19 protein-coding genes are annotated in these 19,548 nt (G+C 59.2%); 6 read left to right on the forward strand and 13 right to left on the reverse strand.

Translation table 11 applies throughout. The features are described 5' to 3' along the window. Positions 1-53 precede the first annotated feature (53 nt). Positions 54-242, forward strand: coding sequence for a hypothetical protein (locus DTW90_RS37880; RefSeq protein WP_149343822.1), 189 nt, complete (start codon positions 54-56; stop codon positions 240-242). Between the two features lie 56 nt (positions 243-298). On the opposite strand, the gene DTW90_RS32565 is transcribed toward DTW90_RS37880, so the two are convergent. The 5 genes from DTW90_RS32565 to DTW90_RS32585 form a co-directional block, all read right to left on the reverse strand. Then, the gene (locus tag DTW90_RS32565) at positions 299-700 is read right to left on the reverse strand and encodes a GFA family protein (protein WP_149343824.1); all 402 of its coding nucleotides are present in this window, start codon (positions 698-700) and stop codon (positions 299-301) included. A gap of 33 nt (positions 701-733) precedes the next feature. After that, positions 734-1,624 carry a hypothetical protein gene (locus tag DTW90_RS32570; protein WP_149343825.1) on the reverse strand — a complete coding sequence of 297 codons (891 nt, stop codon included), beginning with the start codon at positions 1,622-1,624 and terminating at the stop codon, positions 734-736. A 38-nt stretch (positions 1,625-1,662) separates the two neighbouring features. Further along, positions 1,663-2,256 carry a prolyl oligopeptidase family serine peptidase gene (locus tag DTW90_RS32575; protein ID WP_149343826.1) on the reverse strand — a complete coding sequence of 198 codons (594 nt, stop codon included), beginning with the start codon at positions 2,254-2,256 and terminating at the stop codon, positions 1,663-1,665. A gap of 98 nt (positions 2,257-2,354) precedes the next feature. After that, a complete protein-coding gene (ligD, locus tag DTW90_RS32580) occupies positions 2,355-3,401 on the reverse strand; it encodes a non-homologous end-joining DNA ligase (RefSeq protein ID WP_149343828.1) in 1,047 nt (348 codons plus the stop codon). A gap of 8 nt (positions 3,402-3,409) precedes the next feature. Then, entirely contained in the window at positions 3,410-3,706 is a 297-nt protein-coding gene (locus DTW90_RS32585) for a DUF982 domain-containing protein (RefSeq protein ID WP_149343829.1), read from the reverse strand. A 479-nt stretch (positions 3,707-4,185) separates the two neighbouring features. On the opposite strand from DTW90_RS32585, the gene DTW90_RS32590 reads away from it, so the two are divergent. Next, on the forward strand, positions 4,186-4,482 hold the full coding sequence (locus DTW90_RS32590) for a hypothetical protein (RefSeq protein WP_149343831.1): 297 nt from the start codon (positions 4,186-4,188) through the stop codon (positions 4,480-4,482). Positions 4,483-4,509: 27 nt separating this feature from the next. Here DTW90_RS32590 and DTW90_RS32595 read toward each other — a convergent pair whose 3' ends face one another. The 4 genes from DTW90_RS32595 to DTW90_RS32610 all read right to left on the reverse strand — a co-directional run bounded on the left by DTW90_RS32595 (position 4,510) and on the right by DTW90_RS32610 (position 7,560). Continuing rightward, the gene (locus DTW90_RS32595; RefSeq protein WP_149343833.1) at positions 4,510-4,962 is read right to left on the reverse strand and encodes an HD domain-containing protein; all 453 of its coding nucleotides are present in this window, start codon (positions 4,960-4,962) and stop codon (positions 4,510-4,512) included. 705 nt (positions 4,963-5,667) lie between these two features. Continuing rightward, the gene (locus DTW90_RS32600) at positions 5,668-6,549 is read right to left on the reverse strand and encodes a transglutaminase-like domain-containing protein (RefSeq protein ID WP_149343835.1); all 882 of its coding nucleotides are present in this window, start codon (positions 6,547-6,549) and stop codon (positions 5,668-5,670) included. Between the two features lie 379 nt (positions 6,550-6,928). Continuing rightward, the gene (locus DTW90_RS32605) at positions 6,929-7,162 is read right to left on the reverse strand and encodes a hypothetical protein (RefSeq protein WP_149343837.1); all 234 of its coding nucleotides are present in this window, start codon (positions 7,160-7,162) and stop codon (positions 6,929-6,931) included. Then, positions 7,159-7,560 carry a low affinity iron permease family protein gene (locus DTW90_RS32610; RefSeq protein ID WP_149343838.1) on the reverse strand — a complete coding sequence of 134 codons (402 nt, stop codon included), beginning with the start codon at positions 7,558-7,560 and terminating at the stop codon, positions 7,159-7,161. Before DTW90_RS32610 ends, DTW90_RS32605 begins: the two co-directional genes overlap by 4 nt. 228 nt (positions 7,561-7,788) lie before the next feature. Here DTW90_RS32610 and DTW90_RS32615 point away from each other — a divergent pair, with 228 nt between their 5' ends. The 3 genes from DTW90_RS32615 to DTW90_RS32625 all read left to right on the forward strand — a co-directional run bounded on the left by DTW90_RS32615 (position 7,789) and on the right by DTW90_RS32625 (position 11,212). Further along, positions 7,789-8,298 carry a ferritin-like domain-containing protein gene (locus DTW90_RS32615; protein WP_149343840.1) on the forward strand — a complete coding sequence of 170 codons (510 nt, stop codon included), beginning with the start codon at positions 7,789-7,791 and terminating at the stop codon, positions 8,296-8,298. Between the two features lie 98 nt (positions 8,299-8,396). Then, a complete protein-coding gene (glgX, locus tag DTW90_RS32620) occupies positions 8,397-10,469 on the forward strand; it encodes a glycogen debranching protein GlgX (protein ID WP_149343842.1) in 2,073 nt (690 codons plus the stop codon). Positions 10,470-10,852: 383 nt separating this feature from the next. After that, on the forward strand, positions 10,853-11,212 hold the full coding sequence (locus tag DTW90_RS32625) for a response regulator (protein ID WP_246665143.1): 360 nt from the start codon (positions 10,853-10,855) through the stop codon (positions 11,210-11,212). Positions 11,213-11,282: 70 nt separating this feature from the next. On the opposite strand, the gene DTW90_RS32630 is transcribed toward DTW90_RS32625, so the two are convergent. The 4 genes from DTW90_RS32630 to DTW90_RS32645 all read right to left on the reverse strand — a co-directional run bounded on the left by DTW90_RS32630 (position 11,283) and on the right by DTW90_RS32645 (position 16,425). Further along, positions 11,283-11,774: a GNAT family N-acetyltransferase gene (locus DTW90_RS32630; protein ID WP_149343844.1), complete on the reverse strand. Its 492-nt coding sequence runs from the start codon at positions 11,772-11,774 to the stop codon at positions 11,283-11,285. Positions 11,775-11,953: 179 nt separating this feature from the next. Further along, a complete protein-coding gene (gene malQ, locus DTW90_RS32635) occupies positions 11,954-13,804 on the reverse strand; it encodes a 4-alpha-glucanotransferase (protein ID WP_149343846.1) in 1,851 nt (616 codons plus the stop codon). Between the two features lie 29 nt (positions 13,805-13,833). Then, a complete protein-coding gene (gene treZ, locus DTW90_RS32640) occupies positions 13,834-15,615 on the reverse strand; it encodes a malto-oligosyltrehalose trehalohydrolase (RefSeq protein ID WP_149343848.1) in 1,782 nt (593 codons plus the stop codon). A gap of 33 nt (positions 15,616-15,648) precedes the next feature. Beyond that, complete coding sequence (locus DTW90_RS32645; protein ID WP_149343871.1) at positions 15,649-16,425, reverse strand: SDR family NAD(P)-dependent oxidoreductase; 777 nt, start codon at positions 16,423-16,425, stop codon at positions 15,649-15,651. A 331-nt stretch (positions 16,426-16,756) separates the two neighbouring features. Here DTW90_RS32645 and treY point away from each other — a divergent pair, with 331 nt between their 5' ends. Then, on the forward strand, positions 16,757-19,285 hold the full coding sequence (gene treY / locus DTW90_RS32650; RefSeq protein ID WP_149343850.1) for a malto-oligosyltrehalose synthase: 2,529 nt from the start codon (positions 16,757-16,759) through the stop codon (positions 19,283-19,285). Positions 19,286-19,548 lie beyond the last annotated feature (263 nt).

The following is a 19,548-nucleotide window of genomic DNA, read 5'->3' on the forward strand; positions in this document are numbered from 1 at the left end:
AATACTGAAACAACCATTCCCCCGCGGAGTTTGATCGGCAGGAGGATGAAGTCATGTCACATTCGAAAGACAACCGCCACGTCCACGCACCCAGTCCGAAAGACCATAGCGTATCAGACCACTGCCGGAAGTATGGCATCTCACCCGACGAGGAGCGGAAGCTACGGAAACTGCTCGGTAGCCACGCGCCCCTTCATGAGATCCACGCGAACCACACTTCGAAGCAACCGAAGTTTCGCTAAGAACCTTCGACGCCGGCGGGGTGATGAGCGGCTGCCGTAATCTTCTGTCGAGATCCTCAGTCGTCCTGTCGCGGCAACGTGCGAAGGTCTTGAGCCCAAGAGAGTTCCGAGGAACACCAGAACTGCGCCCGTGGCTTGAGATCCTGCCGTTGGTTTACGGTTCCGAGCCGGATGCCGACTTGCTCGGCGTCTTGCAGTTCGCCGGTCGTGTATATGGGCGATCCGCAGTTAGGGCAGAAGTACTGCATCCGCCGACGACCATTTTGGGCGATCTTGACGTACTCCTTCGGATCGCCGGTGGTGATGTGGAAGTTTTTGCGGACTGCGCTGACCGACACACGATACGCGGTTCCCGTCAGCCTTTGACAGTCCGAGCAGTGACAGATGGTAACGTCGCCGGGATCGATCTCCGCCTTGTAGGTGACTTGCCCACACTGACACGCGCCGTCGATATGCATATTGATCCTCCTTCCGCCGATCCGTGCCGAATTTCACAAGTCGGAACGCTCGGCCTCGTCACCCTTATGCTTGCGACGATCGCGGGACTTCGCCTTCCGCCTCGCTTCTCTCAGTTCGTCCAGTGTCGGCGGCCACCAGCCGCGGATCTTCTCGTAGGCACCGGGCAGGTTCCGCGCCGGCCATGTGTGGACCAATTCGTCCAGCGTCGCCGGTCGCCATCCTGCCCAGACATGTTCGTCGCCCGCATCGGGGTGGTGCTCGGCGACTTCGCCAAGGTCGACGATCTCGCCCGTGACTTCGTTGATCACCACAATTCCATACGCCGTCGTCGCGATCGGTCTGCCGACGGGCGGCATGTCGTCGCTCGAGACAGGAAGCCTGCGCTTTCGACGTTCGTTCGCCCGACGTCTCGCTCTCGCTTCCTCGTCGGTGCCTTTGCGGGCCTCCGCCCGCTTTCGCCGCTCCTCAGGCTCGTTACGTTTGGCGGCTTCCTCGATCACTTTCCACCGGTGCCGGAGGTCGTCATATGAGGAGAACGGGATCTCCCAGACCTTCTCGTCGCCGTTCCACCGCGCGAACGGTATCTGCCGAAGCTCGTCGACGATCGTTCGGGAGTATGGCGTCCGGACACGAAAGCCGTGGTCATGGACCTGCAGATACGGGCTTAGAATAGGCTCGAATTCGTAGGCGTCCCGCCCTTTGTCTTCCTCGAATGGAGACCTTCGCGCATCCTCGGACGCAAGCCAGCGAGTGATGCGGTGGCGCGCGGTCTTGCCGGGCACTGTCCATGCCTGCAGACTGTCGCTCCACCGGGCATTCGGAAAGGTTTCGCGGAAGCGGGCGACCGCCATCCTGTCGAAGGCGAACGCGATCGTCTCCTTCGGCTGGACTTCGTCTCTATCGCTCGTCCGCTCGCCGGTCATGGGGTGGAAACGATTTAGCTGATCAACGGTTTCCACCTTCAGGCGAAAGTCTGTCGGAGGAAAGCGAGTGCCTTCTGCGCCCCGCTGTTCGAGATCGTGTGTCCGACGCCCGGTTCGACGTCGAGTTCCACCTTGAAACCCGCCGTCTTGAGCTGACGCGCAGCGAGCGAGGAGGCCATCGAGGGGATGGTGCGATCGTCCGCGCCGTGCACGAGAAGAACGGGGGTGTCCTTACTCGCGTTGGAGACAGGCGCGGGCGGCAGGAGACCGGCGAAGGATACGAGCCCACCTACCCTCCATCTTCCTGAAGCGACCGCGTCGAGGGCAACGATAGCCCCTTGGGACACGCCGACGAAGGCAGTCCGGTCGTGGGCGCCGTCGAAACCCTCGCGGCTAACGACGTCGTTGACTAGTGCATCAAAGGTTTCGCGTGCGGTTTGAATACGAGCCGGATCGAGGGGATTGCCCTCCGTGCTGAACCACTGATGGCCATATCGGTTTGGAAATGGGGCATCTGGCGATGCAAAGCGCGTATTCGGCAGGCTCGCGCGCCAGCAGGTCGCCAGTGGCATGAGCTGGTCGCCCGATGCGCCAATGCCGTGGAGAAATATGACGAGGGATGTGGTTGCCATCGGAATCCTTGGTCTTCGAGCAAAAGCAGAGGGCGCTCAAGCCATCATGGCGAGCGCCAGATCGCGAGCGCGGCGGCGACGAGCTCTGTTGGACCCGATCAGTCGTCCAGCTCGTATATCGCGGCGTTGTCCTGGACATCCCGCAGACCTTTATATGAGGCGTGGCGCAGTTTTCCGTCGCCGGTCCAGGCCCGGTATTCGATCTCCGCGATTATAGTTGGCTGTGCCCAGACGATGTTTTTACTACGCCCCTCGTAGTCGATAGGCGGCTTCTTGGTGGCGAGCTTGTCCAGAAGATTTCGAAGCTGCTGGGCGTCGCGCTCTTTGAAGCCGGTGCCCACGCTACCCACGTATACCAGATCGTGGCCTTTCCTTGCGGCGAGCAGCAAGCTACCGGTCCCGCCGCGGGCCGAGGTGGATTGCTCGTAGCCGACCACTACGAAGCTTTCCGACTGGATGCACTTTATCTTCAGCCAGTCGCCCGTTCGTCCGGACCGGTAGGAACTGTTGCGATCCTTGACGATGATGCCTTCCAGCCCGTGCTCGCATGCGGCGTCGAAGGCCGACTGCGCCGAGCCTTCGATCTCTTCGGAGAACCGAATGTTCTCGTGAACGTTAGCGAGGAGGCTTTCGAGAAGATGACGTCGGCTCGATAGTTCCATGCCCCTAACGTCGTGGCCGTCAAAATAGAGCAGGTCGAATGCGAAAAACTGCGCTTCTGAGGAAGAGCGCTTTCCACCCCGTCCCCCCAGGCTCTGTTGCAATGCGCCGAAGTCGGAGCGCCCGTCCTGGTCGAGGACCACCGCCTCGCCGTCCAGAATCGCTGTCGCGACGCCGAGGTCCTTGGCGGCGGCAGCGATCGCCGGAAATCTTTCCGTCCAGTCATGTCCTCCCCGTGTTAGAACGCGGACGCGACGCGGCTCGATGTGGATCGCAAGCCTGTATCCATCGAATTTGATTTCGCTCAGATAGCGTCCGCTATCCGACGGCGGTTTGGACTTGAGCAGCGCCAGACAGGGCTCCACCCGGTCCGGCATCGCGTCGAAAGCGAGACCGGGCTGGGCGGGATCGCGCGGCTTGCGTGCGCGGCCGCGCAAGGGCTGGTCGCCGGCAAGAAGAGATCTGGAACGTGGGCGTGGGCTCATCGTCCCACTCAGCTCGTAATCTTCATCTCGTTCACATCGTCCGGGAGCACACGCATTCCGGCTTCGTGAGCTGCCTCGACGAACGCCGCGCGGGCGACGTCGGGATCGAGATACAGTTCCATGGCGTCCAACGACGTGGCGACAGCACGGTGAAAGCCCGGCTGTCGCTTGCCGGAGGCGGGCCACTGCTCGCTCAGGAGGAAGCCGGCGAGATCGTCGGCCGTGTATGCCTGTCTGTACTTGCTGATGCCATCGATCTCGACGTGAAGCGGACGGATGGCGACCGGGATTTCGGAAGTACTCATAGCGCGGGATCCTCGATGACGACTGCGACTCAAAGCGCGGAAATCGATTCAGTTCCGTCGCGACCCAATCATGGTGAAAGACAGCGCTCGCAGATGGCACAGCAGTCGTCGTCCATATCGGACGGGCGCCCGCAGCACAGACATGGCGGGTAACCTGCGGCGGGGGCGTCCTTGCGCGGAGGGATAATTTCGACTTCAGATTCGACAAACAATGAAATTAGAAAGTCGTCGTCCATCTCAAGGTTCCCAGTTCGAGGTTCGGACTCGAAATAGGAAGCGGCCGCACTTTCGCAAGATGGGCGCCTTGACGGTCGTTTGTCTGGCAACATCTCATCGCAATCGGACGAAATCCACATATGTTCGACGGACTCCTGATCGCTTCATCTGGCTGCAGGAGCAGATGACCGAATACCACCACATGTAGCGGGATGTGAACTGTGCGAAGTTGGAGGAAAGTCTGTGCCGGAGATTAGCCCACTGTGACCATTACGACGAACCTGGTGGTGGAATTGGTGAGAGCCGCGAACGGCGTCTCGAGATTGCAGCCAGGAGAAAGGCGGCGCCTTCTCGAGCGCGGTCTTGGCGCATCGGTCGCGCTTCGCGGGCTTCTGTCAAAAACAGGAAAGCTGGCACCGTTGGACAGCTCTGCTGAGCGCGTCATCGAGGACATCGCGCGAAACGTCGAGACGATGTCAGACGAGACTGTCGCCAAGAGCCTGCTTGCTCTCGCCGACCAGATCCGAACGCTTCGGATCCTCAATCGAGAAGATGCGTAGGTCTGCCCCGGCCTTGCGAGCGAGCGCCTATTTGCGGCCCCCTACCGACAGACCCCAAGAACCGAGTCGGCCCTCGGTCATCCTCAACCCATCCTCGTATTTTGAAGCGTCAAGGCCTGCTTGCTCGGCCTGAAGCAGATTGTCTTCGAGGTCAGCCTTCTTCACCTTACGGGCCAAGGGGGTTGATACGGCTCGCTGGACGAAGGCACGTTCGTCTTCTCCCGACCGCTTCGTCAGGGCATCGACGGCTACAATGATCGCCTTTGGAAAGCCCTCTTCCTTGAGCCGGTCAATCGTCCAACCTTTCCCTTTTTCGACGACGTCATGGAGATAGGCCACGACCTTCTCGTCGTCTGTCAGGACGAGGTCGGCGACACGTCTGCAGTGATTGAAATACGGATTGCCGACCTTGTCGAGTTGTCCATCGTGGGCTTCCGCCGCTACGAGGATTGCGTGCTGAAGATGCTGCCCTTCACGCATTTGACGTTCCTCCGTTTCCGAGCATATAACGCGCTGTTGACCGTATCGTTTCTGCCGCTCGTTCAACGGAGGGACGTATTCGGATCTTGTCGCCCAATTCCCCGGGTGCAATCCCTGCCATGTCATTGGTAACTTACGCCAATCGCATGCAATCGATATTCCACCGCTCCGACAAAGAGTCGTGGGCAAAGTGGGACCGTCGCCCCGTTTCGTTCTTTTTGAGCGCCTCAACGATATCGCTGGCATCGACTGACAAGGGAGAAGAAAGATCCTTCAACCATCCCTCCAGGTCGTCCAAACTCCCCTGCCCCTCAGAAGGCAGCTCTCCCGTCCTCCGCAAAACCCAGGAGTATCGCGCCATTGATTTAGTCTCCCTGTCGGTGCGCTAGGAACTTGATGACAGGAACTTTGCGAAAACAAATTTGTTCAATGCGAGCCGCTCCAACCTCAGTTAGAAGTCGGCGGCGTATCGCGCCACCATCAAGCGAGCATCGGGACAGGGCTCTCGCGCAATCTCACGGACGTAGGAAGAGACATTGTTCAATCATGTCGTTCTCGATGTCGGTGCAGATGGATCAGTACTCGTGGAGCAGAGCTTCATCCTCACAGACCTGGTGCTCGAGACGGTCAAACATGGCGGTAGCCTCATTGCAGAAGATTGCCACGTCTGTGCCCGAGTGCCTTGCGTGCGGAACCCCTTTGCGATCAGGTCCGAGCGACATCTTCTATTTGTTTGCGCACGCCGTTAAACACCCGCGCCGGCACGCGCAGCTTGTCATCCTGCTGGTAGAGTGTCCTGATTTCATCGAACCGTTCGTCTGCTTCTTCCGCTAGTGCGGCAAGATGGTCGAAGAGCTTTGCCCGATCTGGGGATAGTTCTTCCTCGGGTCGCGGCATCAGGCCCCAATTGTCCCAAGGGAGCATCTCCATGCTATTGAGCGCGGCGAAGTCTCGCAGCAGGTTCGTCGCGATGAACCAGAAGCCGCCCTCGTCGAAGATGCCGAAGGTTGCGGGATCAGCAGCGTAGGCGCGGCATAGCCGCCAGGCTTCACCAGCGGTTAGAAACTCTCCACGCGGCAAGTCGAGCGGATCGAAATCAAGCTTCAATTCGGAGCGCTGGAGATCATCGATCTGAAAGTCCGCGGATACCCAGTGCCGTCCGCTCCAGTACTCGGTGATCCAATGATCAACGCCTTTACCAAGCTTAAAATACATCCCGAAGCCACAGCGGGCTCGGGCGGGGATACCTTGAGCCCTCAGCGACGCACACGCGAGAACAGCAAAGTGACGGCACACGCCAACCGCCCTCTGGCTGGGCGTGCGCGTTACAACGAGCGGGGCGGAATGGATTTCAATGATGGCATCGAGCACTCGTTGGGTAGATCGCAAATGTGATTGCGCTCGGCGCGCCGGCGTTAGCTCCTGGCCATACCGATGCGCCCAGGCTTCATGGAGCAATATGCCGTGCAAAGCCCTGGCGGCCTCAGCAACTCCTGCCAGCGCGCTAAGAGCTTCGACATGCTGCCCTCCCGATGTCATGGCGCCTGCCTTGCTATAAAAATCCAATGAGTTTTGTAGTCCGTTCATGTCCGGCCTCCTCGAAGAACAAAAGGATACATTGCTGCAAGGACGCGCGAGAAGCTGACGTTCCGACATCGACAGCAGCTTTTTGGTACCAGTGTCCACCTTTAACGCTGAGGACCCAACTTGCGGGCTGCCATTTCGAAGCACCTTCCAGTGACCCGGACCTCCGAAGTCCGCAAAGCGCTGATGCTGCCTATTCGTTCCACATGGCGGGTGCTGGCCACATTGCCCCCTTCAGCCCGTGCTATCTCAATAGCATTCAGCCTGCAATACCGGCGATCTTACTCTGACTTAGGTCGTCTTAGGAAAGGCTGCCACCAAATCTGCCCCACGTCCGAGATTTCCTAATAGAAGACCGCAGGCGTGCTCGGCTTCTTCCACTTCAGACCCATTCGTTGTTGAAGGCCAACGCGGCCACAGAGATGGTCTTCCCTTCCGCGTCGCGGACTGTCACCGACATTAACACCCGGTCCTGCTCACGCAGTTCGTCACGAGCTACGTCGAGGAGGATCTTGGCGACATGCCTCGAGATATCCCCTCTTGTTTCAAGCTCGAGGCCACAATCGTCCGTTGTTGGCCCGTCGCCGTTGTGCAGGTCGAAGAAATATCTCTTCACGCCGGCGCCCCCTCAGGCGCTTCCGCCTTCTCGTCGGCAACCTCGGCAACGCATTCGGCCTTTTCCGCCAGCGTCTTGCTCATCTTTCGGAGAGATTCTTCATCAAGCTTTTCGATGCCGACGAACTTGTTCTGGGCCTGCGAGGAAAGGATCAGTTCGTCGAGCTTGGCCTGAAGCGCCTTGCCGTCGCGGTTCTGCGAGTTCTGCAAGACAAAGACCATCAGGAAGGTGACGATCGTCGTCGATGTGTTGATGACCAGCTGCCAGGTTTCGGAATAATTGAAGAACGGTCCGGAAACCGCCCAGACGAGGACAAGGACAACCGCCATGACGAAAGCCGCGGGCTTGCCGGAGAGATCGGCGATCTTCGTTGCGAATTTGGAAAACAGGGAGTTCATGGCGGGATGTCCTACTGGAGGGAAACAATCCTTAACGCGTGCAATGGCAGCCGGGTTCCGATCCGCTATCGGACAATCTCCGAAGGATCAACACAGTCGAAACGCGCGCTGGGGGTTGATTTTCAGCGGCGCCAACGCGGGCTCGAACTTCGACCGGAGGGAGGAACCTTAGGCGCGTTCAAAAGTTTGGTTGCCGCTACCCTCTCGACATTTGAAGGATGACAGAAAATGGCAACCGAAAAGACATTGAACGACCTCTTCCTGGATACGCTCAAGGACATCTACTTTGCCGAAAAGCAAATTCTGAAAGCGCTGCCGAAAATGGCCCGCGCGGCACAGTCGGAAGAAAGCAAGGCCGGTTTCCTGCAGCATCGCGACGAGACCGAAGGCCAGATCGAACGCCTCGAACAGGTCTTCGAAATTCTCGGAAAAGCTGTTCGCGGCAAGACATGCGAAGCGATCGGTGGCATCCTTGCCGAAGGCGAAGAGATCATGGAGGAGTACAAGGGATCCACCGCTCTCGATGCTGGCCTGATATCTTCTGCTCAAGCCGTGGAACACTACGAGATCGCGCGCTACGGGATCTTGATCGCCTGGGCCAATCAGCTCGGCCTCGCAGATGCCGTGCCGCTGCTCCAGGCCACGCTCGCCGAAGAAGTTGCGACCGACAAAAAGTTGACTCAGCTTGCGCATGCGTCCGCCAATCCCAAGGGCAAGGCCAAGACCCAAGCTGCCTGAGCGCCACGAAGGTCACGGCCGCCGAATGCGGCTTTTCTTAACGGCGAAACATTCGACGCAGGCGGTGTTTTCGATTTCCTCCCCGCGTGAGATGTGACATGAGCGATTCAGAGCTTCGCGTTTTTCCTGGAGACTATACCCGCCTCGGCGCGCTTCCCGACAAGGACGGCGTCAACTTCGCGATCTTCAGCGCCTATGCGGAACGGGTCGAACTGTGCCTGTTCGACGACAGCGGCAAGACCGAGACATCCCGTCTGACATTGCCCGAATACACCAACGAGATCTGGCACGGTTACGTGCCGGGCCTCAAGCCAGGGGCGCTCTACGGTTACCGCGTCCACGGTCCGTACGATCCCGAGAAAGGCCACCGGTTCAATCCGAACAAGCTTCTGATCGACCCCTATGCCCGTGAATTGGTGGGCGATGTCGAGTGGTCGAAGGCGCATTTCTCGTATGACTTGGACAGCGACGACAAAGATCTGGCATTCGACGACGGTGACAGCGCCCCTGTCATGCCGAAGTGCAAGGTCGTCGATCCTTCCGACTACGATTGGAAGAAGGACGTGACGCCTCGGGTGCCGTGGGCGAAGACGATCTTCTACGAGACGCACGTCAAAGGGTTCACCAAGCTGCATCCCGCCGTTCCGGAAAAGCTGCGTGGCACGTTCGAAGGCCTCGCTGACAAGGCAATTGTCGACTATGTCAGGAGCCTTGGCGTCACTTCGATCGAGCTGTTGCCGATCCATTTCTTTCCGGACGACAGCCATCTGCTCGACAAGGGGCTCCATAACTACTGGGGATACAACTCGCTCGCCTTCTTCGCCCCGGCGTCGCGCTACTACGGGCCGAACGGCATCGCCGGATTTCGTGAGATGGTCCGCGCCTTCCACGACGGCGGCATAGAGGTCATTCTCGACGTCGTCTACAATCACACGGCGGAAGGCAACGAACTTGGACCGACGCTCTCTTTCAAGGGCATCGATAACTTCTCCTACTATCGGACGATGCCAGACGATCCGCGCTACTACATCAACGACACTGGCACCGGGAACACGGTGAACACCTCGCATCCCCGCGTGCTGCAGATGGTGACGGACAGCCTGCGCTACTGGGCTGAGGAAATGCATGTCGATGGCTTCCGTTTCGATCTGGGCACCATCCTTGGCCGCGAGCCGGAAGGGTTCGACCAACGTGGCGGGTTCTTCGACGCCGTCGGTCAGGATCCCGTGCTGTCGAAGCTGAAGCTCATCGGCGAACCCTGGGATATCGGCCCCGGCGGATATCACGTCGGCGGGTTTCCACCGGGCTGGGCCGAGTGGAACGACAAATACCGCGACACCGTGCGCGATTACTGGAAGGATACCGACGGCACGACACCCGATTTCGCCGCCCGCATTCTCGGCTCGGGCGATGTTTATGACCTCAGAGGCCGCAGGCCATGGGCGGGCGTCAACTTCATCACCGCACATGACGGCTTCACATTGAACGACGTCGTCTCCTACAACGAGAAGCATAACGAGGATAACGGGGAGGACAACAAGGACGGTTCCGATGACAATCGCAGCTTCAACTACGGTGCGGAAGGTCCAACCGACGACAATGGGATCAACGCCGTTCGGGAACGCCAGAAGCGGAATTTCCTCGCCACTTTGTTCCTGTCGCACGCCACCCCGATGCTGGTGGCGGGTGACGAATTCGGCCGCAGCCAGATGGGCAACAACAACGGCTACTGCCAGGACAGCGAGTTGAGCTGGGTGCACTGGGAAAACCTGCCGGATTCTGCAGATCAGCTCAGAAAATTTACCGCGCGCCTTATCGCGTTGCGCCAGCAGCAGCCACTCCTTTGTCGAGAAAGCTGGCGCGACGGGATGAAGGTTACCTGGCTCAATCCCGGCGGCGAAGAGCAGACTGACGACCAGTGGGCCGATGAAGGCAGCACGACGATTGGCCTTCGCCTGAGCCGCGACAATCGGACAGAGGACGATGCCTGGAGCGACGTCATTGTCCTCTTCAACCCACACGACGGAGAGGTTCCGTTTCAGCTTCCGGAGACGGAAGGCGGTTGGACTGCCGTCCTGTCGACGGACGACGTGGAAGTCGTCGATCGTCACGTGGGCGGCGGAGAATACAAAATGACTGCGCGCAGCCTGGTTCTAATTGCTGCGGAATAATATTAGCCAGTCCGTGTTTACAAAGCCCTTTTATCGCCGACGGGATCGTGAATGAAAACGGAAGCCGAGGCCGAGAACCGTGCCTCGGCTTCCCCATTTCCAGAGCAATTCATTTTCGCAGGCCACGTTGTGACGACCGAAGAAATATCCGGTCACATCGCCAGCCTCGTCCGGAATTCAATTCCAAAAGACTATTGGGCAACCGGACTTGGCGCTGTTGCCATGAGCCATCCGTAGGACGCACTATTGAGGAAGGCTGCGATGGGAGCCGTTCGCAGGAGCAGCGATTGCTCGACCGGGCGTGCGCGATGCGCCAGCGCGCCATCGTCACGTGACACGAGCAAAGATAGCGTATAGTGCTATCAGGCCCCTGAGGAACACCGTTGTCCGAACCCATTCTTTTGCTTGAAGACCAGCCGTTCATCGCCTTGGACCTCGAAGAAGTCCTCGATGAAAACGGTCACCTCAACCATGTGACCTTCACCACCTGCACGGAAGCCAGTGAATGGCTTGAAGTCAACAAGCCATCGTTGGCGATCGTTGATCCTCGCCTGTCAGATGGAATGTGTACGGCCGTCGTTCGGCGTCTGACCGAACTGGCGGTTCCTTTCATCGTCTACTCGGGCGAGGGCGAGTCCCTTCAAGCCACAGAACCAGCATTCGCCAACGGGGAACTGTTGGGAAAACCAGCGTTGCCCGACGAGATGATCGCCGCCGTGACGCGTGCATTGCATCCGGCCTGACGGCTGGAGAGGGCGAACTGGCCCAAACTGCAAGACGCGCGATGAGTTGATTTCCTCTTGTCGCTCTCTGTCATCTTGAAGGATCGATCAGCTGCAATCTCATTTCTTTGGCGATCGCAAAACCCAGGCTCTCATAGAGAGGTTCGCCTGCGTCAGACGAATGAAGTACCACCGTCGTGCAGCCAATTTCACGAAGGTGCTCGATCGCCATCGCCAAAAGCTTTCGTGAGATGCCGCGGCGTCGATAAGCCGGGTCCACGTAGACGGTCCAGATATATCCCTGCAGAGCGACATCAGGTTTTAGCACTACCGGATAGGGCATCGCGTGGAGCTGGCATGAGACCGACGCGACCGCCTCCCCTTCATCGAAAGCAATGAAGGTTGCGAGCTGACGATCACGTCGCCCACGCTCCATGTAGCCGCGTATGATCTCTTCCGAGTCCTCGCTGAAATGATCAGCGGGTGTCCCGTAACTTTCCCAGATCGCAAGATAATGGCGAATGACGACATCGTCGTGCGCTTGCGACACTTTCAGAAACTCTAATTCTTCTTGTCCCGTCATTTCGACCTAGCGATACCCATAAACGCAACCGAGAACCGGAGGGCAATCCAGAACGTCCCCGAAAGGACTCGTGATGTACACCGCTCGCCGACTGCGACGACTAGTTCCCCTGCCACATCTTCACGACTTCGGGCGGTATCCGGCTCTGATCGTAGCATAGCTGCGCCGTGCCGTAGAGCCTAAGGGAAAGCACATGGCCGAGTCCGGCTTCGCTCTTTACGCATTGCTTCGGCGATGTCCCTGAGAAGCGGCAAACCTTTCAACTCTTCCATTGATACGGAGAGCTTGGGCTTCCAGTTCGGATAGCGGTCGGTTGTGCCTGGGATGTTTGTCGGGCGCTTTTCCCCTGTCGTGTCTGCCAGCCGGACCGCAGCCAGCATTGACCGAGTCTTGGCGATGAAACGATGGGCGCTGACCACCAGGTCCTTCACCTTGTCGTCGCTCGCAGTCCGAGGCGGCAGACGGCCCGGCGGCTCCCTGCCCGCTTCCTCGAGCGCAACCTTCAGGTCCTGGCGCTCGTGCTGGCGTTCTTCAACATGCATCTGGCTCACATCGGGAGGTACAATCCCATGTTCCGCCCGCGCTTTGATGTCGGCGCCACGCCACCATCCGGCCAGAGTCTGGTGATCGTGGGTCGAAATGCAGGCAAGCGACAGCCGGGGATAGGCGTCGGCAGGCTTGAAGCCATCGTCATCCCGTTCATAGGAGAGGATGCGGTAGGATAGGATCCGGGCTTCAGCCAAGTCGTCCTGCAGCCCGTCCGGCAGCATTCCCAGATCTTCCCCGATCACAAGGCAGCGGAATTCCGCGGATGCCTCTGCCAGAATTCGCAGCAGCTCGTCCTGCGGGTAGTTGACGTAGGCGCCACCATCGGGCGCGCTTTCGAGCGGTACGAGGAACAGGCGCCGCAGTGCTGCGGCGTGGTCGATCCTGACGGCTCCGGCGTAACGCATTGCAGCGGTCACCATTCGCCGATAGGGGGCTTCTTCGCCCGAGGCGATTGCCGCCGGATGGAAAGCGGCCAAGTGCCAGTCCTGGCCTTCGGTAGCAAACGGATCGGGCGGACTTCCGACCGTGGCATCGGCAATATAGGCGTCTCTCTCACTCCAGGTGGCCGACCCATCCATGGCTTCTCCAACGGCTAGATCCAGATAAAGGCCGATCCGAAGGCCTGCGTCCCGTGCGACCGCTGCGGCCTCACTCAGTTGCAGATGGGCCAGCCATTGCAGCCACATGTGAAAGCGCATGGTATCGGCATGCTCTTCGGCAAAGGCCTCTACTTCGACACTGTCGAGTTTCTGGAATTCCGCCGGCCAAGATTTCCAGCCGGCACCTTGCCCTCTGCTGCACATGAACGCTGACAGAGTTTCGAAAAGCGCGTGCCGTCGCAAGCTTTCCCCGCGCTCTTGGATGAAATCCTCGAAAACTTCGCGATTTGTCAAGCCGCTTGCGGATGCATGCAGTGATTGCCAGAGCTCGCGCAAAACCGCCAACTTGGTGTCGGCAACCCGGATGTAATCGACAAGGTCGGTTTGCCGCAGTGCCTGTATCTGCCTTTCCAGTTCCGGTCGGCTCCTGAAGCCAGCAACCTTATCGACCGCAATGTAGAGAGGATTGAGCATTTGCCGGTTCGACGGTTCATACGGGCTGCAGCGATCGGGATCTGCCAGGAACGGCGCATGCAGCGGGTTCAGCCCGACGAAACCGGCGCGAAGTGACTGCGCCAGCCAGATCATTCCAACCAGATCCCCGAAGTCTCCGATGCCCCAGTTGCGCCTGGACCGCAATTCGTAGAGCTGGAGACTTATGCCCCATACACGCTCCGTTTCGAGAACATCTGGCAGGTAAGATTTCGGAATAGCCTTCGATTGCTTCTTCACGGGCCGATGAGCGGATTCTCCCGTCACGCCCAGCGCGGCAAGAACCTTTCGCTTTGCCGTGTCTGTGATCGGCACTTCCACATTGTCGGGGGACGGCCGTGTAAGGCTAATTCCATGTACTTTGGCCAGACGGTCGAGATGCGAATCCATGTGGTCTCACTTTCTACGTCAGACGAACTTCAGGCCTCAGCTAGACTGATGCTCGAAAACACGGACCAAGGAGAAAGAATGTTGTTCTCGCTAGTCGAACTTGGTGGAAAGATCCGTTCGCCCAGGGGGGGTGAAGCGATCCTCGCTGGTTGGTCCGAGAGGTTTGCGACGAGGTGAAGTTTGGCACCGCCCGCGAGCGCCCAGTCGACCGCAGTGACGCTGCGATCGCGACGGAATGTCCCGCTGCCGCCCCCAGCGCGCTCCAGCAGCGGCACGATCCGCTTGTGTCGGACAGCAAGAAGCGACTTGTAGAATGCCAACATTTCTGAACAATCGGTCCCGCCAAGCCGAGACCAGTCGAGCATCGCCATCTCGAATGTGGCTTTCGCGGTCGGATCTACGAGGTCGACGGCATCAAAGCCCGGAAGCCGCGATAACTCTTCGCGGCGTCCGTTCCTTACCTTTTCGTTCACTCCTTCATCGAAGTCGCAGAAATACGGAAACGGCTCGCGTGCTCCCCATTCCTCGCCCATGAAAAGCATCGGGATCTGCGGCGACAGCAGATAGATTGCGGTCACCGCCTTGATGGGTTCAAGGGACCTGTACGTGATCATGCGATCGCCGAGAGCGCGATTGCCGATCTGATCATGATTTTGAATGAAGGAGATGAAGGCGGCGGGCGGTAGGTCGATCGAGGGCTTGCCGCGGCTCTTACCCCGATAGGGCATGTGTTCGCCCTGAAACACGAAACCCTCAGCGAGAGCGCGGCCGAGCTTGTCCTTGTCATCGGCATAGTCCCGGTAATATCCGAAGGTCTCTCCGGTCGCGGCGATGTGCAGCACGTGATGCACATCGTCGTTCCATTGGGCAGTAAAGCGGGTGGCCCGTCCTTCTTCGCGTCTCAAGAGATCGCTGTCGTTGTCTTCGTTCTCCACGATCAGATGAACATGTCGGCCGCCTGCAGCTTCGCGAACGCGCCGGGCGAGCTCGTGAAGAAGGTATTCTTCGCTGTCGTCCTTGATCGCATGCACTGCGTCGAGCCGCAGACCGTCCAGCCTGAACTCGGCGATCCAGTAGATCGCGTTCTGGATGATGAATTCCCGAACCGCATCCGATTCATCGCCATCATAATTGATGCCGTTGCCCCAGGGAGTCCTGTGGTGCTCGGTGAACAGCGGCGCATACGTCGACAGATAATTCCCGTCCGGGCCGAAGTGATTGTAAACGACATCCAGGAAGATGCTGATGCCGCGCCCATGGGCGGCGTCCACTAGCGCCATCAAATCTTCGGGACGACCGTAGCTGCTGTCCGGTGCATAGGGCAGAACGCCGTCATAGCCCCAGTTGTAGCTACCGGGAAAGTCGCTGACTGGCATGATCTGAATCGCGGTGACCCCAAGCTCTGCCAGATGGTCCAATCGTTCGATTGCTGCCCGGAACGTGCCTTGCGAGGTGAACGAGCCGATATGGAGTTCGTAGATGACGCTCTCCTCCCATGAACGCCCCGACCAGACTTGGTTCTCCCACTCGTATGATTTGAGATCGACGACCTCGCTCGGACCGTGAACGTCTCGAGGCTGATGACGTGATCCCGGGTCGGGCACCTCGGAGCCGTCTGGCAACACGAACTTATAAAGGCTGCCCTGCCCGACCCCGCCGACATGGCAACGATGCCATCCGTTGTCGGTGCGCTCCATCGGTCGTGGCTCCCTACCCTCAACTTTGAGGGAAACGTTCTGCGCCAAAGGGGCCCAGAGACGGAACTCGACGCCATCTTGCAACAAGATTGGACCAAACGCATATTCGACCAAAACATCACCTTTTCTTTAGGATGTCACTTGCCGCTAGCGCAGCAGGCCTTGACCACCATCGACCCAGATCGGCGAGCCAGTGATATGACGCGACCTGTCGGACGCCAGGAAGACGATCACGTCGGCGACATCTTCACTACGACCCGGCTGCCCCCCGGTGATCGGCACCTGCCCCTCAGGCCAGACAACGGGTATCGCAGTTTCGCCTTCCTTCCTCAGACTGGTGTTCGCCTCGATGTTGGTTTCGATCTCACCTGGGCACACGGCGTTGATGCGAATGTGATGGCGGGCAAGCTCGAGAGCGAGCTGCTGCACCATCGCGACTTGTCCAGCTTTAGTGACGCTGTAGGCGGTAGCGCCGGGGGTTGTGAAGGTTCTGGTGCCGTTGATGGACGAAACGACAATGATTGAGCCGCCGCCGAAGCGTTTCAATTCGGGCACAGTCGCGCGGATCGTCAGGAAAGTTCCGGTCAGGTTGATCGAGATGGTGTGATTCCATTCAGCGAGCTTCAGATCATCGATTGGTGCCCATACGCCGTTGATGCCAGCATTGGCGACCACGGCGTCAAGCCGGCCGTATTGCTGAGTGAGTTGTTTCACGGCTGCTGCCATCTGGCGCTCGTCAGATATGTCCGCCAGAAGCGAAACCGCCTCTCCTCCGTTCGCCAAAACTTCATCAACCGTGGAAGAGATCTCCTCCTGCGTATGGCCGAGCGCACCGATTTTGTACCCGTCCCTGGCCAGAGCGAACGCGGTCGCCTTCCCAATTCCGGATCCGGCTCCAGTGACAAGCGCTACCGGTGGCTTCATTGCAAACTCCAGTTGATATGAGCGGCAAGTGAAAACCTTCGGATCGGCCCGAAGTTCCAGAGAAACTGCGCGTTTGTAGGCGGCAGGACGCCAGTTGCACCATTGAGCGGTTGGAATCGTAAAACAGTTCCGCCTGGCTGCTCGGACGGACTGGGGCTGCGCCATAGTATGAAGAGATGATCCGCCCGCATACGCTCCCGTCTCGGGGGTCCGCGGAACAACCAGGGATCAACAAAGTTGATACCGAACTTCGGGAGATGCGCGTGGCATTCTGCGCAACTCTCGTTCGTCATCCTCTTACATGCGGCCTTCGCACCGTCTGGATCAAGCAATGAAAATTCCGACCGCCACCTATCGCCTTCAGTTCCGCAACGGCATGACCTTCGACCGCGTGGGCGAACTGGTGCCCTATCTGAAACGGCTCGGCATCAGCCACCTCTATGTCTCGCCGATCTTCACCGCGACGTCGGGCTCGACCCATGGATATGACGTTACCGACGCCAACGAGATCGACCCGACGATTGGCGGCCGAGATGGATTCGACCGCATGGTGAAGGCGCTGAAGACGGGGGGCTTGGGGCTCATCCTTGACATCGTTCCGAACCACATGGCCGCCTCGCTCGAAAACCCGTGGTGGCGCGACGTTGTCGAAAACGGCGAGAAAAGCCGCTATGCCCACCATTTCGATATCGATTGGACGCAGAAGCTGACCCTGCCCGTCCTCGGCGACACCTTCGAAAAGGTGCTAGAGGCTGGCGATATTTCCGTGAGGCCCGATCCCAAGACGGGCAAGCCGGCACTTGCCTGTTACGAGACCTATTATCCGCTCGACCCTGCCACCTTTGCCGGCCGCGACGCCGAGGTGCTGAACCACACCGACAAGGCGGCCATCGCCAAGCTCCACGACCAGCAGCCCTACCGGCTGATGTCCTGGCGGGATGCGCGGCGCGAACTATCCTACCGCCGTTTCTTCGAGATCACCGGTCTTGCCGGCGTTCGAGTAGAGGACGGCGCGGTCTTTGCCGACACGCACCGGCTCATCCTCGAACTCGTCCACTCGGGCGCGATCGATGGGCTGCGGGTCGATCATGTCGACGGTCTTGCCGATCCGAAAGCTTATCTGCAGCGCCTGCGCCAGGAAGCGGGGCCCGACTGCTATATCATTGTCGAAAAGATCCTTGGCGAAGGCGAACAGATCCCTGCTGACTGGCCAATTTCGGGCACTACCGGCTACGAGTTCGTAGCCGCCCTCAGCGACGCTCTGGTCGATGGTGAGAAGCTGGGTGAGCTGCGCACAGCGTATCACGAGGTCATCGGCCACTCGCTCGACATGCGCGGCGAACTGCGTGAAGCCAAATTGCTGATGGCGGACAATAACTTCGCCGGCGAATCTGCGGCTCTTGTGAAGCTTGCGCTGCAGATCAACCAGACGGAGGACCGTGAATCCGCCCCATCCGAAACCTCGATTAAGACCGCCCTGCGCGAACTGCTGGTCAGTTTCCCAATCTATCGCACCTACGGCACCCGCGAGGGCCTGCCGCGGGAAGGCCGGGAGATGCTGGCTCATGTCCTCGATCAAGTCCGACAAAGCAGGGATGCTCCGGAGCCGCAGGCGCTCGCCCTCCTCGAACGGATCTTGTCCGGTGATGTCGAACAGCAGGCGCTGGGTCAGGCTTCGGTCTTCCGCACCCGCTTCCAGCAATTGACCGGCCCCTTGATGGCGAAGTCGGTGGAGGATACGCTGTTCTTCCGCCAGCACATGGCGCTCGCCTTGAATGAAGTCGGCGCAGAGCCCCTGCCGCGCCCCTTTTCGGTCCATCGTTTCCACAAGGAAATGCAGACGCGGCTTCAACGCCAGCCTGACGCGCTTTCGGGCACTTCCACCCACGACACCAAGCGCGGCGAGGACGCCAGAGCTCGGCTCTATACCATTACCGAAGCGCCTAAGCATTGGGCGGACGCCGTCAAGCGCTGGCGGGAGATAAACCGAGAGGCCGTGCAGTCCCTCGAAGACGGCCCTGCCCCAGAACCCGCGGTCGAATGGATGCTCTATCAGGCGCTCGCCGGGGTGTGGCCGACGAATATTCATCCGGATGCCGAACGTCTCAAGTCCCTTGAAGGGCGCTTCGTAGCCTATGTGGAAAAGGCGATCCGGGAGGCCAAACTCCGCACCGACTGGGGCGATCCGAACGAGGCCTACGAAAAGGCTGTGATGGACTACGCTCGCCGGCTGCTCTTGCCCACCAACTTGGCCTTCCTGACGGACTTCGCCGAGACGTTGCGGCCGTTTATCCGTGCCGGTCTGGTCAACAGCCTCAGCCAGACGGCCATCAAGCTCACGGCGCCCGGCGTGCCGGATATCTACCAGGGCAGCGAAGGCCTCGACCTCAGCCTTGTCGATCCGGACAACCGTCGCGAACCGGATTTCGATCTGCTACAAAAACGTTTGTCGGAAGGACGGAAGGTCACCTTCGGTCAGGACGAGGAGTGGCAGACGGGTCGGCTGAAACAGAATGTGATCGCAACCCTACTCAGCCTTCGGTTGGATGCGCCGAGCCTCTTCCGCGAGGGCAAGTACGTCCCGCTTGGGGCCAACGGTGAAGGATCCGAGCGTCTCATTGCCTTCGCACGCTTAGATGCGAACGATGCGATTATTGTCCTGGTCCGACGGCTCTCGTTCGCCGACAGCTACGCCCCATCATCCAAGCATTGGCAGGGACTGAGACTCACTTTGCCGAAGGTGCTCCAGAACCGCCGTTTTGAGGACGTGTTCTCGAAGCATTGTATCGAACTTAATGGCGACCTTGATGTTGAGCACACTGGTTCCGACCGACCGTTCGTCATCCTGCGAGCGATTTAAGGGTGAAGCGGCCGCCGGCGCGATATGGTCCAATGCCAGAACCGCCGCTCGTCTCGACTGTCGTCGGCAACTACGGCCGGGGCCAAAGGGGCATAGTGACAGAAAATGGGACCGCACCGGCCGTCTCGCGAAGACGACAACCACCCCAGCGGCCCAGATCACTGCGGTCCAAGGCACGCGCACCGGATCAATCGTGGCAATCGCCATTGAATGTTGGCGGAGCTTCAAGTGGCGTGGAAGACCGGAAGTTTTCCAGTGACATT

It is taken from the genome of Neorhizobium sp. P12A, assembly GCF_008365395.1.
In the GTDB taxonomy this organism is placed as follows: domain Bacteria; phylum Pseudomonadota; class Alphaproteobacteria; order Rhizobiales; family Rhizobiaceae; genus Rhizobium.

Coding starts and splice junctions, on each gene's coding strand:
- DTW90_RS32610 (WP_149343838.1), bottom strand. CDS start 7,560: ATGAACTCCCTGTTTTCCAAATTCGCAACGAAGATCGCCGATCTCTCC.
- DTW90_RS32630 (WP_149343844.1), bottom strand. CDS start 11,774: ATGACGGGACAAGAAGAATTAGAGTTTCTGAAAGTGTCGCAAGCGCAC.
- DTW90_RS32600 (WP_149343835.1), bottom strand. CDS start 6,549: ATGAACGGACTACAAAACTCATTGGATTTTTATAGCAAGGCAGGCGCC.
- glgX (WP_149343842.1), top strand. CDS start 8,397: ATGAGCGATTCAGAGCTTCGCGTTTTTCCTGGAGACTATACCCGCCTC.
- DTW90_RS32575 (WP_149343826.1), bottom strand. CDS start 2,256: ATGGCAACCACATCCCTCGTCATATTTCTCCACGGCATTGGCGCATCG.
- malQ (WP_149343846.1), bottom strand. CDS start 13,804: ATGGATTCGCATCTCGACCGTCTGGCCAAAGTACATGGAATTAGCCTT.
- DTW90_RS32570 (WP_149343825.1), bottom strand. CDS start 1,624: ATGACCGGCGAGCGGACGAGCGATAGAGACGAAGTCCAGCCGAAGGAG.
- DTW90_RS32585 (WP_149343829.1), bottom strand. CDS start 3,706: ATGAGTACTTCCGAAATCCCGGTCGCCATCCGTCCGCTTCACGTCGAG.
- DTW90_RS32645 (WP_149343871.1), bottom strand. CDS start 16,425: ATGAAGCCACCGGTAGCGCTTGTCACTGGAGCCGGATCCGGAATTGGG.
- DTW90_RS32615 (WP_149343840.1), top strand. CDS start 7,789: ATGGCAACCGAAAAGACATTGAACGACCTCTTCCTGGATACGCTCAAG.
- treY (WP_149343850.1), top strand. CDS start 16,757: ATGAAAATTCCGACCGCCACCTATCGCCTTCAGTTCCGCAACGGCATG.
- ligD (WP_149343828.1), bottom strand. CDS start 3,401: ATGAGCCCACGCCCACGTTCCAGATCTCTTCTTGCCGGCGACCAGCCC.
- DTW90_RS37880 (WP_149343822.1), top strand. CDS start 54: ATGTCACATTCGAAAGACAACCGCCACGTCCACGCACCCAGTCCGAAA.
- DTW90_RS32595 (WP_149343833.1), bottom strand. CDS start 4,962: ATGCGTGAAGGGCAGCATCTTCAGCACGCAATCCTCGTAGCGGCGGAA.
- DTW90_RS32565 (WP_149343824.1), bottom strand. CDS start 700: ATGCATATCGACGGCGCGTGTCAGTGTGGGCAAGTCACCTACAAGGCG.